We start from the raw sequence: 12,351 nt of genomic DNA, 5'->3' as shown, positions 1-12,351 counted from the left end.
TACTGCGCTGCCTTCACACGCGCCCGCAGTGTTTCCGAGACTTGAGCGCGCTATCCGAGCCCCGAGCGCTCATCGCGAACGCCGCTAGCTTCAGAATCAACAGCTCCCTCAACGGGCTTCTTTGACAGCCCGACCGAGCCAGCGCTGGAACGGCCCTCCAGAGCAGTGTGCACCGCGATTGACTCGTCGACATCGGCGTACCGTGGGCGCAATCCCACGGGGCGCTGGCGGCGCTCCTCGCGCTTAGCGCGCCGGGCCGCCACGATCAGGTTGAGAGCTTCGACCAGAATGGCGAACGCCATCGGCGCATAGATAAGGGCCTTGTCGATGTAGACGCCGAATCCCTCGGCGATCAAGAAGACTCCGATGAGGAGCAAGAACGACAGGGCCAGCATCTTCACTGTCGGATGCTTGTTGACGAAGGTGAAGATAAAGCGGGCCGCGAAGAGCATGATGCCGAACGACAGCACAACCACGGTGATGATCACGACGAGGTTCTCTGTCATACCGACGGCCGTGATCACGGAATCGAGTGAGAACACGAGGTCGAGCACCAGAATCTGCGCGATGACCGACCCAAAAGTAGCCGCTTTCTTGCCACCGCCAGAGCTGTGCTCTTCGTCGCCTTCAAGTTTGTGGTGAATTTCGGTGACGGCCTTGTAGACGAGGAAGACACCACCCGCGATAAGGATGAGGTCTTTCCACGAGAACCCCAGCTCGCCGACGACGAAGATTTCGTCCTTCAACGTGATGATCCAGCCCGCAAACAGCACGAGCACGATGCGCATGAGCATCGCGAGAGTGAGGCCTAGGTTGCGAGCCTTCGCCTGCTGATCCTTCGGCAGTTTCGATGCAAGGATCGAAATGAAGATGACGTTGTCGACTCCGAGCACAATTTCGAGAACGAAAAGTGTGAGAAAGACCGCGATGAGGTCAGGAGTAAAGGCGAAGGAGAATTCCATTCGTCAATTCTCCACTACAGCCCCGCGATTGCGGGAGTAAGCCGGCAAAATTTAGCCCTGTGCTTCAATCTGCCCGCGCAAGCCATCGAGTGTGCGCAACACCGTGAGCGACGTATCGAGTGGATGCTCGGGCGCTTCCGTTCGCCCCGCTGCAATGTGCTGGGCAATCGCCGTCGTCTGAAAAGCGAGCCCTTCGCGGCCGCGCAATCCCGTGCCGTCAGTGAACTCGATGCGTTCCTCGTCGCGCACGAAAGCAAAACCATTCGGCGCGTAGAACGGAGTGCGCACCTCAACGCGAGCGCGCGTGCCGCTGATGCGGGCCTCCGTGGGGGTGTCGGCCAGCATCGTCGTGTGCAACACGGCCTGGGCACCGGTGGCATGGTCGAGAATCACCGCCGCCTGCGCATCAACACCGCTCGCGAGCATCTGCCCCGTTGCCACAGCCGCGCTGGGGGCACCGAGCACGAACTGCGAGAACCACACGGGGTAGATGCCGATGTCGCGCAGCGAGCCACCGCCCATCGCGGGGTCAAAGACCGGCTGACCGGATGGTGCACCAAAGTTGGCGCCGAAATCTGCCGTGACCATCGCCACGTCTCCGAGCTCGCCCTGAGCCAAGAGTTGCGCGATGATCGTGGTTTGCGGCAAGAAGCGGGTCCACATGGCTTCCATGGCAAAGACGCCAGCAGCTCGTGCGGCGTCCACAATCACTTGGGCGTCAGCGGCGTCGATGCCGAGGGGCTTCTCGATCAAGACATGCTTGCCCGCGGCGATCGCGAGCAGCGCCAGCGGCTGGTGAAATACGTTGGGCGCAGCGATGTAGACGATGTCGACGCCGGGGTCAGCAACGAGCTGGTCGTAGCTGCCATAGCTGCGCTCGATGCCATGCTTCTGAGCGAATTCCGCCGCGCGATCGGCCGAGCGCGACGCCACGGCAACGACCCGCTGGTCAGTGTTGGCGTGCATGGCCGCCACCCAGTCGGTGGCGATGCCACCGGGAGCGAGCACGCCCCAGCGCAGCGTGGGGCCGCCTCGAAGTGGCGTAGCGGTGGAGTCAGGCAGAATCACGACAGTTCCATTCCGAGGTAGATCGAGTCTGCTCCGCGGGCCAACTCAACGAAGCCGAGGTAACGGTAGAACGAGATCGCATTGTGGTTGTCTTCGCCAACATCGAGGTGAACCCCGCGTACTCCGCGAGCGCGCAATGCCGTAAAGAGTGTCTCCATCATTGCTCGCCCCGCGCCCGTACCTTGCACGCGCGGCAGTAGGTCGATGTGGAGGTGGGCGGGATGATTCTCGACCGCCGCAGCTGGTGCCGTTACTGGCGAGTGGAGGTGAGAAATCAGCTCGACATCGAGCGAGCTACCGGAAGTCGCCGGGTACTGCTCGCGCAACACCGGCCACCACTCCCGTTCTTGCCACTGTTCAAACTCGCGCGTATCGGCGGCGCCGAGAACGTAGCCGGCGACTCCGAGTTCGTCCGCGATGACGAACGCGAGATCGGGGGCACCCACGAGATACGGGCCCACATAGATGTGGCCCAGGAGGTCAGGATTCGTGAAGAGAGCGCTCCCATCGGCCCCGGCATCCGCGGTCTGAAGACACACGCGATAGGTGCCGGGAAGATCGTAGAGTCCCGCAGGCCGAATGTTGCTCATGGATTCACCATATCGGTCGCGTCAACTGGTCTACATTGTGGCTTCCGGGCTGAATCGACAGTGGTCTAGATGTCACGTCGCTTGCCCTGCGTTTATCGGGAAGATACACCGTAGTACCGGGAATGTTTCTATTAGATTACGGCACAATGTACCCCGGAATGGTCTACTCCCCCCTTTACCAGGCCTGCGAAAATGGGCTTCAATGTGAGGGTGACGATCGTAGAGGAGTCCACCCGACACACCCTTCGTGCGCGCTTGCGAGAACTCGTAGCGTCGACAGAGGTGGGCAAGAGCCTGCCCAGCGAACGCGACTTGAGTGCCCGCTGGGGTGTCGCCCGCATGACGATCCGCCGCGCAGTTGACGCGCTCGTCGCCGAGGGCCTGGTTGAACGCCGCCACGGTTCTGGCACCTACGTCACCCCACAACCCTTCGTGCGACTGCTCGGGCTCACCTCTTTTTCACAAGATATGCGCGATCGCGGCCTCGAGCCCAGCGCACGCTTGCTCGCCTACCGCGTCGCTCCCGCCGATGCCGCAATGGCCACCCAACTTCAGATCGCGCCCGGCGACCCCGTCGTCAGCTTCACGCGCTTGCGCCTCGGCAGCGGCGAAGCCATGGCCGTCGAAACCGTCTGGATCCCTCAAGCGCTCGTTCCCGGAATCAACGGCAGCGACCTCGGTGGTTCCCTTTACGAGCTACTGAGCAGCCGCTACCGCGTCTCCCCCGGCGCCGCGAACGTCTCGATCGAACCGGTTTTGCCCGACGAGCGAGTGCGCGAGCTGCTCACCATTAGCGAGAACCAGGCCTGCCTGCGCATCCGTATGGTCGACTCTGACGCCCGCGGAAACATCATCATGATCGCCAATTGCTTCTACCGCGGCGACAAGTACCAGCTCACCGCTCAGGTCTCGGGCGGCGCATTCTCACCAGATCCGGCTCGGAACAGCTAATGCTTCGCGTGCTCGCTGTCGACGGCGGCCAATCTGGCATCCGACTCAAGAGCAGCGCACAGCCCGGAACCGTAGAAGTGGATGGCGTCAGCCGTCTCGAAGGCGACACCATGCGTTCCGTTGCTGGTGCCGTTGCCACCGCGTGGAGCCACGGCAAGTTTGCCCCCGTGGATCGCGTGATCATGGGTCTCACGACTGTTCCCGCTGATACCGCCTCCTTCTCACGCCTGGCCGAACTCGTGTCGGCCACCACGGGCGCCAGCGAGGTGTGGATCGCCAACGATACTGCTACCTCTCACGCCGGCGCTCTTTCTGCCGAGGCGGGCGTCTCGCTCAACACCGGAACCGGCGTGGCCTGCCTTGCGGTCCGCGAGAACGGCGAGACGCGCACCGTTGATGGAGATGGCTATCTTTTGGGCGATTCTGGCGGCGGGTTCTGGCTCGGCAGCCGGGGAATCTCAGCGGTGCTCCGCGCCCTCGATGGCCGCGGCGAGACGACCTCTCTCACCACGCGCGCTGCCGAACAGTTTGAGGGGCTCGACAATTTGGCGGCCCGACTTCATAGCGCTCACCGCCCGGTCAATCGTATTTCTCAATTCGCGCGCTCTGTTCTCGCCGCGGCAAGCGACGGTGACGCTGTCGCCAACTCCATCGTCGAGCAAGCGGCGCACGAACTCTTTCTCACCGCTCGCGTTGCCGTGGCCTGGGTGGCAGTGGATGCTCCGCTCGCGCTGGGCGGCAAGCTGCTCGGCCCCAACACTCTGCTTTTCGCTCGCTTAGTCGAGCACCTCGCCTCCGAAGGCATGTCGTTCCGGCCCGCCGATGGTTCGGCTCTGGATGGCGCCCTGCTGATCGGCTCTGGCAACACCGACAACCTTTATCGCAGCCTCATCCACGTGTGGAAAGAAGGAAATCCCGCATGACCTCCTCAAGCCCGACCACCCTCGACGCGCACTCTCCCGCCGCGCGTTACTTGGGACTGGCAGCCGATCTCGTTGACCGGCTGCGCACCACCGAAGGTGCCAACATTCTCGCCGCCGCCCGCATCATCGCCGATGCTCTGGTCGCGCAGCGCACCATACACATCTTTGGCACCGGCCACTCCCATATGTTGGCGGAAGAGCTCTACTACCGCGCAGGTGGCCTCGTGAACGTGAAGCCTCTCCTGTTCGACGGGCTGATGCTGCACACGAGTGCGCTGCTCAGCACCTCCCTCGAACGTCTTCCCGGCCTCGCTGAGGCACTGTTGCGCGATCACCCCATCGCCCCGGATGACGTGCTGATCGTGGCATCCAATTCCGGCAGCAACGCAGTGACTTCTGAAATTGTGCAGTTGGCGATGGCTAACGGCACTCCCGTTATTGCCATCACGAGCCTCACCCACGCCACCTCCCCCGAGGCCCGCCCCACCACCTTGCCGCGACTCCACGAGCTCGCCACCGTTGTGATCGACAACGGTGGCGCCGTCGGCGATGCGGCCGTGGACATCGCTGGCCTCGGCAGCCGGGTGTCTGCGACCTCTACTGTGGTGGGAGCAGCAATTCTCAACGCCGTGATGGCCGAAGCCATTCAGCTTTCTGTGGATGCCGGAGTGATCCCCGACATCTACGAGAGCAGCAATACCTCCAGCGGCGATGTCAGCAACCACCGATTCATTGGCCGGACAACGACACCATGACCACTCACTCCCGGGTCAGCGCCACGCCCTCGCCCTTCGCCGTCCGCGGCGTCATCGAGGGCTTCTACGGCGCGCCCTGGAGCCACAACCAACGCCTCGACCTGATCGACTTTCTCGGCGAACGCGGTATGAACACCTTCGTGTACTCCCCTAAGGACGACCCGCTCGTGCGGCACGACTGGCGCACTCCCTATGAGGGTGCCGAACTCGCCCGCATGGCCCAACTCATTGCGCGCTGCGCCACGCACGACATGACGTTCATGTATTGCCTCTCCCCCGGGCTCACGATGAAGTACTCCAGCGATGACGACATTGCGATGCTGCTCGCCAAGTTCGACTCCGTGCGCGAACTAGGCGTCACCAGCTTCGGACTGTTGTTGGATGACATCCCGGCCCGGCTGCAACATCCAGCCGACAGAGCAGCCTTCCCCGATCTCGTAACGGCTCACCAGTCAGTCATTGGCCGCGTGTTTGCCCAGTTCGACGCGAGTACTCATCTCACAGTGTGCCCCACGCAGTACTGGGGTTACGGCGATGAGCAATACATCAGCCGGCTCGGGCTCGGCATTGACCCGCGCATCGACCTTTTCTGGACGGGTCGCGCCATCTGTTCAGCCACGCTCGATCTCGCCGATGCCGCTGTTTTTGCCCGCGCCACTGGTCGCCCCGCTACCTACTGGGATAACTACCCCGTGAACGATGTCGCGATGGGCCATGAGCTGCACATCGGACCTTATCGCGGCCGTGATCCGCAGTTGCACCGCTTCTCGACCGGCATCATCGCCAACGGCATGGACCTCTTCGAGTCCTCCAAGATTCCCTTCGCTACGATCGCCGACTATCTGCGCGACCCCGCGGGCTACGACCCCGAGGCCAGCTGGAAGCAAGCGATTCTGGATGTCGTTGGCCCCGAAAACGCCGAAGACTTCAGCCTGTTCGCCGACACCGTTCGTTCTTCGTGCCTCTCGGCTGACGACGCTCCCGCCCTGGGCGAGGCCCTCGAACGCTTCACTTTTGAGTCGGAGTACGGCGATTCCGCGGCCGCGGCATCCGAGTTGCTCACGATTGCAGACTCGATGGTGCGCAGCGCTGATCGGCTGCTCGATGGCCCGGTCACCAACCAGAAGCTCATTGACGAAGTGCGCCCGTGGCTCGAGTCGTTCCGGGTGGGCGCTCACGCTCTCGTGGAGATCGCGCAGCTCGCCGCTGCAGGCCGGCTCGCCACCGATGGCCCGTCGCGGCTTCGTCCCTTCCTCGATGCGCTGCGCGCCGCTCGCCGCCGAGTTTTCGGCGATCTGCTCGATATGACTTTGGCGGAGCTCGTTTCCGCCGGGGGCTCACCACCCGCACCACCTGCATTACCTGCACCACACCGCACTGCATCACCCGACACTGCATCACCTACAGCAAAGGAATGATCATGCCCGTCACGAGAAAGAAGACCCTCGCTGCTGTCGCTGTTCTCAGCACCTCAGCCCTGATCCTCACCGGTTGTTCAGCCGGCGGAGGAGGTTCCGACGACAACGTTCTCCGCATCGCGATGGGCTCTCCTGGTGAAGCTCAGATCCGTGTCTGGGATGACGTGGCGGCTCAGTTCGAGGCTGCGAACCCCGATCTGACCGTCGAGATGAACTACCAAGACGACGACCTGTACCAAACCATTGGGCTCCCGAACCTGCTCAACGGGCGCAATGCTCCCGACATTTACTTCGAGTGGGCCGGTGCTCGACTCGAACAACGCGCCGCTGATGGCTTCGCGGCCGACCTCACCGATGCTGTGACATCCGGCCCCATCGCCGGGTTGTTCGATGAAGAAGTGTTCGGTTCGCTCACCGTTGACGGCGAGATCGTCATGGTGCCGCATGCGGCCGACGTTGCCAATGTGCTCTGGTACAACGAAGACATTTTCGCGGATGCCGGGCTCACGCCTCCCACCACCTGGGACGAGCTCCTCGCCACGTGTGACGCCCTCGATGCAGAGGGCATCATCCCGATCGCTTCCGGCAACAAGGATTTGTGGGCCGCGGGTAACTGGCTCGCCCACTTGACCTCGCGCGTTGTTGGCGAAGAGGCCTACAGCGCCGCGCTGTCGGGCGAAGCTGATTTCAACACCCCTGACTGGGTTGAAGCCTTTGGCTACGTCGAAGAGCTCGCTGATCACAATTGCGTCAACGAAAGCGCGAATGCTGTCGACGACAACGAGGGTGCTCAGCTCTTCTTCCAGGGCAAAGCCGCCATGCACGCCATAGGCTCATGGCTCGTGAGCTGGGCCATCGACGAGGCGCCTGACCTCAACTTCGACTACGTAAACCTTCCGACAATGCCCGGTGAGGGCAACCAGGAGAGTGTGATCGGTGTCGTTACCGGCTACGTCATCAACGCGAAGAGCGGCAAGCAAGACCTCGCTGCGGAGTTCCTTGCCCTGCTCAACAACGATGAGAACGTTCAGGCGTTTATCGCTGCAGAACTCACTCCGATGGCTCTCTCCGCATCCTCGGGTGACGAGATCGACTCGCGCAGTGCTGGCCTCATTAACATGCTGGAGTCAGCTCCCGCAATTGTTCTACCGCCCGACACTGGTTACGACCTTGAGACCGCCAACGCTCTCTACGCAGCGCTTGCTGAAGTGCTCGGCGGCCAGACCTCTCCCGCGGATGCCGTTGCAGGCATAGATCAAAAGCTGGGCTAGCTCTCCTCGCTAGTTAGCCACACTGCTGGTCGTCCGTCACCCGAAGGCGGACGACCAGTTCTTTCTTTCGAAGGGATCCACCGATGAAGGCGAACCGTACGGCCACCCCGTATCTGTTCTTGGTGCCCGCCATGGCGGTCTTCGGCTTCGCTGTGCTCTTTCCCGTGATCATGACCTTCGCCTACAGCTTCACGGAATGGAATGGCTACGGCACCATGGTGTTTGTCGGCATCGACAACTACATCAAGGCCGCCAACGACGTCTTATTCCGCGACTCCTTCGTGCACGTGCTCATCTACATCGCCATCACGATCGTGTTGGAGGTCGTAGTGGGCCTCGTTCTCGCCGGACTCGTGAGCGTGCACCGGCGGGGCTCACTGTGGTTCCGCGTGGCAATCTTCACCCCGGTCATGCTGCCGATGGTCGTCGTTGCCGTGTTGTGGGCCTTCGTTTACAACAATGACTTCGGTCTTCTCAACGCAGCGCTGCAATCCCTCGGTCTCGACAGCCTTCAGCGAGTGTGGCTCGGCGATCCGGCAACCGCACTCCTCGCTGTCAGCGTGGTCTCCGGCTGGGTATATGCCGGTTTCTACATGACCATCTTCTACGCGGCCTTCAACCAAGTGCCTACCGAGGTTATCGAGGCGGCTCGGCTCGATGGTGCAAACGAATGGCAGCTCTTTCGCCGCATCAAGGTGCCGATGATTCGCAATGCGATTACCGTCGCGCTACTGCTCTGCATCACCGGCGGCTTCCAAGGCTTTGACCTCTTCTACGTCATGACCAACGGCGGGCCTTACGGTGCCACCGAGATCCCGACGACCTACCTTGTGAAATCAGTATTCACTTTCCAGAATGTTGGCTACGGCTCCGCCATGGCGGTCGTGCTCACGGCTGTTGTTGTGGCGCTGGGCCTAGTCTTCACGCGAGTCAATCGTGAGAAGCCAGAGGACGTGCGCTCATGAGCCTGACCGAACCTAAAGCGCCATCCTCGCAGCGAGCGTCAGGCAGCAAGCATCACGCGGGACGCAAAACTCCCCTGCGCATTCCCGATGTGCTCTTCACTGGCGCCCTCGCGGTCATCGCCGTCGTGTTCTTCTTCCCGATGCTCTGGATGGTGTTCTCCAGCTTCAAGTCGAACTCCGCCATTTTTGCGACCCCGTTCGCCCTTCCGACCGAGATCGACTTTGGGCGCTGGGTGGAGGCCTTCGAGATCGGCCACATCGGCCAGTACGCGCTCAACAGCATCATCGTCACGGGGGCTTCGGTTCTGGGCATCCTACTGTTAGGGGCGGCGGCCGCCTTCGCGTTCAGCCGTTACCGCTTCCGTGGCCGTAACCTGCTGATGGGGTTACTTGCTCTCGGGCTTCTGCTGCCCTTGCAGTCGTACTTCATCGCCCAGTCAACGATGTTCACCCAGCTGGCCATTACCGATACGCGGTGGGCACTCATCATCCCCTACACCGCCATGGGGCTACCGCTGACCGTGTACCTGCTCAAGGTCTACTTGGATGCCGTGCCCAACGAACTCTTCGAAGCTGCGCGCATCGACGGAGCGAGTGACTTGCGCGTCTTCGGATCGATCGCGCTCCCGCTCCTTCGCCCCGGTCTGGCGACAGTGGCGATCTTCTCGGCGCTCTCGAGCTGGAACGAGTTCTTGCTCGCGCTGCTCTACATTCAGGATGACGCGCTCAAGACGATTCCGACCGGCTTGCTTGCATTCTCTAGCCGGTATGTAACCGACTACGGACTCCTGTTCTCGGCACTCTCGATCGTCACACTGCCGATGATCGTGATCTATATCGTCTTCAACAAGCAGATCGTGGAAGGCATCACGGCCGGCAGCGTGAAGTAGCGGCAGCCAGAATTTGCGGCAGTCGCAACGGGGGAATGCGATCCCAACATGGGGGAGCGCAGGCCAAACCTCTACGCCTGAATGGCGGGAATCGGCTTGGAGCGCGACATGAAGCGCACCACGTTCTCATCCACGATGATGTCGCTCGGGCGCAGCGGCCGCGTGAGGTAGAGCCCTTCAAGGCGACTGATACGGCTGAGTGCAACGTAGGTCTGGCCGGGAGCGAACGAGCGAGGCCCGAGATCCACGATCGCACTGTCGTAGGTTTTGCCCTGCGACTTATGGATCGTGACGGCCCACGCGAGGCGCAGCGGAAACTGCGTGAACTCGGCCACGACATCCTTGCGCAGCGCTTTCGTGCGCGCTGAGTAGGAGTACTTGAACTTCTCCCAGACGGCGGGCTTCACTTCGTAGTCGCGGCCGTCGACCTCGACCCACACGGTGTCCGCAATCTTAACGACAGTGCCGACGCTGCCGTTGACCCAGCGCTGGGTACCGCCCTCTTGAGTGTCGTTGCGCAAGAACATCACTTGCGCCCCCACCTTGAGCTCAAGCGCCTCGTCGGCCGGGTAGGCGCGCCCGCCAAACTCTCCCGAGATTTCGGCCTTCGCTGTGAGCACTCGGCCGGGCAGCCGGGCGAGTGCAGAAGCGTTGATGCGCGTCACAGTGCTGTTCGTCGTCGCGAGCGTGATGGTGCCGTCGTTGGGCGCGGGGCGAGCGCCCACCGCATTGAGGCGGCCCGCGATCTCAGCGGTAACGCCGTTGTGACGAACGGCATTGAGCATGTATTTGAACTCATCCTCATGCTGGCGATGGATGCTCGTGAGCTCGTAAATCGTGAGATCGGTCTCTTGCCACACGAGCGCATCGAAGAACCAGATCGACCGGTAGCGATCTTCGAAGTAGGCGCGCTCATCCGGATCGCCAGGAACCGGAGCGAGTTGGTACGGATCGCCAAACAGCACAACCTGCACACCCCCAAACGGTTCTTTCTTTCGCTGTCGCGCCTGACGCAGACTGCGATCGATCGCGTCGAGAAGGTCGGCATTGACCATCGATACTTCGTCAATGACCAAAGTCTCAATCGTATTGAGCAGCTTGCGCAACTGATCATTTTGCTCGAGCTCGTGGTCGGCGATAACACCGATCGGCAACCTGAACAGTGAATGGATCGTCTGCCCACCGACGTTGAGAGCCGCAACACCGGTCGGCGCACAGATCACGATCTGCTTTGACGTGTTGTGTGCCAGGTGGTTCAGGAGCGTTGATTTGCCGGTGCCGGCACGCCCTGTGACAAAGAGATTCTCGCGCGTGGTCTCGATCGCAGCGAAGACGGCTGCTTGCTCGGGCGAGAGGGTGATTTCGGACACCCAATCACCCTAATGCTGCCGATGGTCAGCACTGTGCCTGCGCGTCACTTTCTGTGTGCAGGGTTTCTCTCACCTCAGCGGTTTAGGATGTGTGAATGCGTCGCGAGCTTGTCACCTGGTCTATCGTGCTCGGGCTGATTATTGCTGCCTTCGTCACGACGGTGCTGATCGTGAATTCGACCCTGTTTAGCTCAAGCGGGTTCGTACGCAGCTATTTGGGTGCTCTCGCGAGGCACGACATGCCGTCAGCTCTTCAGATCGCCGACATCCACTTAGCCGAAGAGCACGGAGCGTCATCAGATGACGGTTCGGGCGCCACGCCCATCGACACCACGGGCGCAGGCTCCATGCTCCTTGCCGGCTCACATGACCTCTTGCGTCCCTCTGCCCTCAGCACAATTGAAAACATCGCGCTTGCTGAGCGCACGGTCAACGCAAATGGCACCGAGACCGTGACGTTCGTATTCGACCTCGACGGCAACACGTCACGTTCGACGTTCACGGTCGAGCGTGACGGAAGCCGCTTTGGGGTGTTTGCAGATTGGAAGTTCGTGACCCCTCCACTGAGCATTGTGCGACTCACGGTCGCTAACGCTCAGGGCTTCACCGCGAATGGTTCTGAATTTGTGACGCCAACGCAAGACACTCCGTCACCGTACGTTGTGCTCACTCCCAGCAGCTTCGACATCAGCCACACCTCAACGTTCCTCACCGCGGAGCCGATCAGGGTCTCCGCAACAGACCCCGGAAAAACCGTTCGCGCGCGCCTCGACGTCGTCGCTAATGATGCGATGGTCGCGCAAGTGCAGCGCGAAGTTAACGACTACCTCGACGAGTGCGCCACTCAGGTTGTCCTTTTGCCCACCGGGTGCCCGTTTGGTCAGCCCATGGCTAACCGCATCGTGACGACGCCCGAGTGGAGCATGGCAACTTACCCCGAGGTGACTCTCGTTCCCGGTTCTGCAACGGGCAGCTGGCTGATGCCCGCCACGGATGGCGCGGCTCACCTCACAGTCGACGTGCGTTCCATTTTCGACGGCTCGGTTTCTACTTTCGACGAAGGCGTTGACTTCACGGCGAGCTATCTCGTCACGTTTATGCCGGAGGACGAGCTACTCATCACGGCCCAGTACCCCAACTAGCGCACGCAGGCACGTCGCACACACAGAGACGTTTTCTGCGTGCCTA

General features: G+C 61.5%; 12 protein-coding genes. 8 read left to right on the top strand and 4 right to left on the bottom strand.

All coding sequences use genetic code 11. The annotated features are described in order from the left end of the window. Nucleotides 1-50 precede the first annotated feature (50 nt). The 3 genes from AACZ26_RS01615 to AACZ26_RS01605 are packed head-to-tail and all read right to left on the bottom strand — an operon-like array spanning nucleotide 51 to nucleotide 2,620. Nucleotides 51-962: a TerC family protein gene (locus tag AACZ26_RS01615; RefSeq protein WP_339618601.1), complete on the bottom strand. Its 912-nt coding sequence runs from the start codon at nucleotides 960-962 to the stop codon at nucleotides 51-53. 51 nt (nucleotides 963-1,013) lie between these two features. Next, the gene (locus AACZ26_RS01610; protein ID WP_339618599.1) at nucleotides 1,014-2,030 is read right to left on the bottom strand and encodes a Gfo/Idh/MocA family oxidoreductase; all 1,017 of its coding nucleotides are present in this window, start codon (nucleotides 2,028-2,030) and stop codon (nucleotides 1,014-1,016) included. Continuing rightward, on the bottom strand, nucleotides 2,027-2,620 hold the full coding sequence (locus tag AACZ26_RS01605; protein ID WP_339618596.1) for a GNAT family N-acetyltransferase: 594 nt from the start codon (nucleotides 2,618-2,620) through the stop codon (nucleotides 2,027-2,029). The genes AACZ26_RS01610 and AACZ26_RS01605 overlap by 4 nt, the downstream gene beginning before the upstream one ends. Nucleotides 2,621-2,830: 210 nt before the next feature. Between AACZ26_RS01605 and AACZ26_RS01600 the strand changes: the two genes are divergently transcribed. The 7 genes from AACZ26_RS01600 (at nucleotide 2,831) to AACZ26_RS01570 (ending at nucleotide 9,793) form a co-directional block, all read left to right on the top strand. Continuing rightward, complete coding sequence (locus AACZ26_RS01600; RefSeq protein WP_339618595.1) at nucleotides 2,831-3,571, top strand: GntR family transcriptional regulator; 741 nt, start codon at nucleotides 2,831-2,833, stop codon at nucleotides 3,569-3,571. Beyond that, a complete protein-coding gene (locus tag AACZ26_RS01595) occupies nucleotides 3,571-4,494 on the top strand; it encodes a BadF/BadG/BcrA/BcrD ATPase family protein (protein WP_339618594.1) in 924 nt (307 codons plus the stop codon). The genes AACZ26_RS01600 and AACZ26_RS01595 overlap by 1 nt, the downstream gene beginning before the upstream one ends. Next, entirely contained in the window at nucleotides 4,491-5,249 is a 759-nt protein-coding gene (locus AACZ26_RS01590; protein WP_339618593.1) for an SIS domain-containing protein, read from the top strand. The genes AACZ26_RS01595 and AACZ26_RS01590 overlap by 4 nt, the downstream gene beginning before the upstream one ends. After that, nucleotides 5,246-6,667 carry a protein O-GlcNAcase gene (locus tag AACZ26_RS01585; protein WP_339618592.1) on the top strand — a complete coding sequence of 474 codons (1,422 nt, stop codon included), beginning with the start codon at nucleotides 5,246-5,248 and terminating at the stop codon, nucleotides 6,665-6,667. Before AACZ26_RS01590 ends, AACZ26_RS01585 begins: the two co-directional genes overlap by 4 nt. 2 nt (nucleotides 6,668-6,669) lie before the next feature. Then, on the top strand, nucleotides 6,670-7,938 hold the full coding sequence (locus AACZ26_RS01580; protein ID WP_339618591.1) for an extracellular solute-binding protein: 1,269 nt from the start codon (nucleotides 6,670-6,672) through the stop codon (nucleotides 7,936-7,938). A gap of 83 nt (nucleotides 7,939-8,021) precedes the next feature. Continuing rightward, on the top strand, nucleotides 8,022-8,903 hold the full coding sequence (locus AACZ26_RS01575; RefSeq protein WP_100387833.1) for a carbohydrate ABC transporter permease: 882 nt from the start codon (nucleotides 8,022-8,024) through the stop codon (nucleotides 8,901-8,903). Continuing rightward, a complete protein-coding gene (locus tag AACZ26_RS01570) occupies nucleotides 8,900-9,793 on the top strand; it encodes a carbohydrate ABC transporter permease (RefSeq protein WP_339618589.1) in 894 nt (297 codons plus the stop codon). Before AACZ26_RS01575 ends, AACZ26_RS01570 begins: the two co-directional genes overlap by 4 nt. A 71-nt stretch (nucleotides 9,794-9,864) precedes the next feature. On the opposite strand, the gene AACZ26_RS01565 is transcribed toward AACZ26_RS01570, so the two are convergent. Next, nucleotides 9,865-11,163 carry a DEAD/DEAH box helicase gene (locus AACZ26_RS01565; protein ID WP_339618587.1) on the bottom strand — a complete coding sequence of 433 codons (1,299 nt, stop codon included), beginning with the start codon at nucleotides 11,161-11,163 and terminating at the stop codon, nucleotides 9,865-9,867. A gap of 95 nt (nucleotides 11,164-11,258) precedes the next feature. On the opposite strand from AACZ26_RS01565, the gene AACZ26_RS01560 reads away from it, so the two are divergent. After that, a complete protein-coding gene (locus tag AACZ26_RS01560; protein ID WP_339618585.1) occupies nucleotides 11,259-12,305 on the top strand; it encodes a hypothetical protein in 1,047 nt (348 codons plus the stop codon). Nucleotides 12,306-12,351: the final 46 nt, after the last annotated feature.

The sequence above is a fragment of the uncultured Salinibacterium sp. genome (assembly GCF_963974405.1).
Classification (GTDB): Bacteria; Actinomycetota; Actinomycetes; order Actinomycetales; family Microbacteriaceae; genus Rhodoglobus.
Note: the sequence above shows the minus strand (reverse complement) of the source record. Positions and strands in the feature narration are given on the sequence as shown.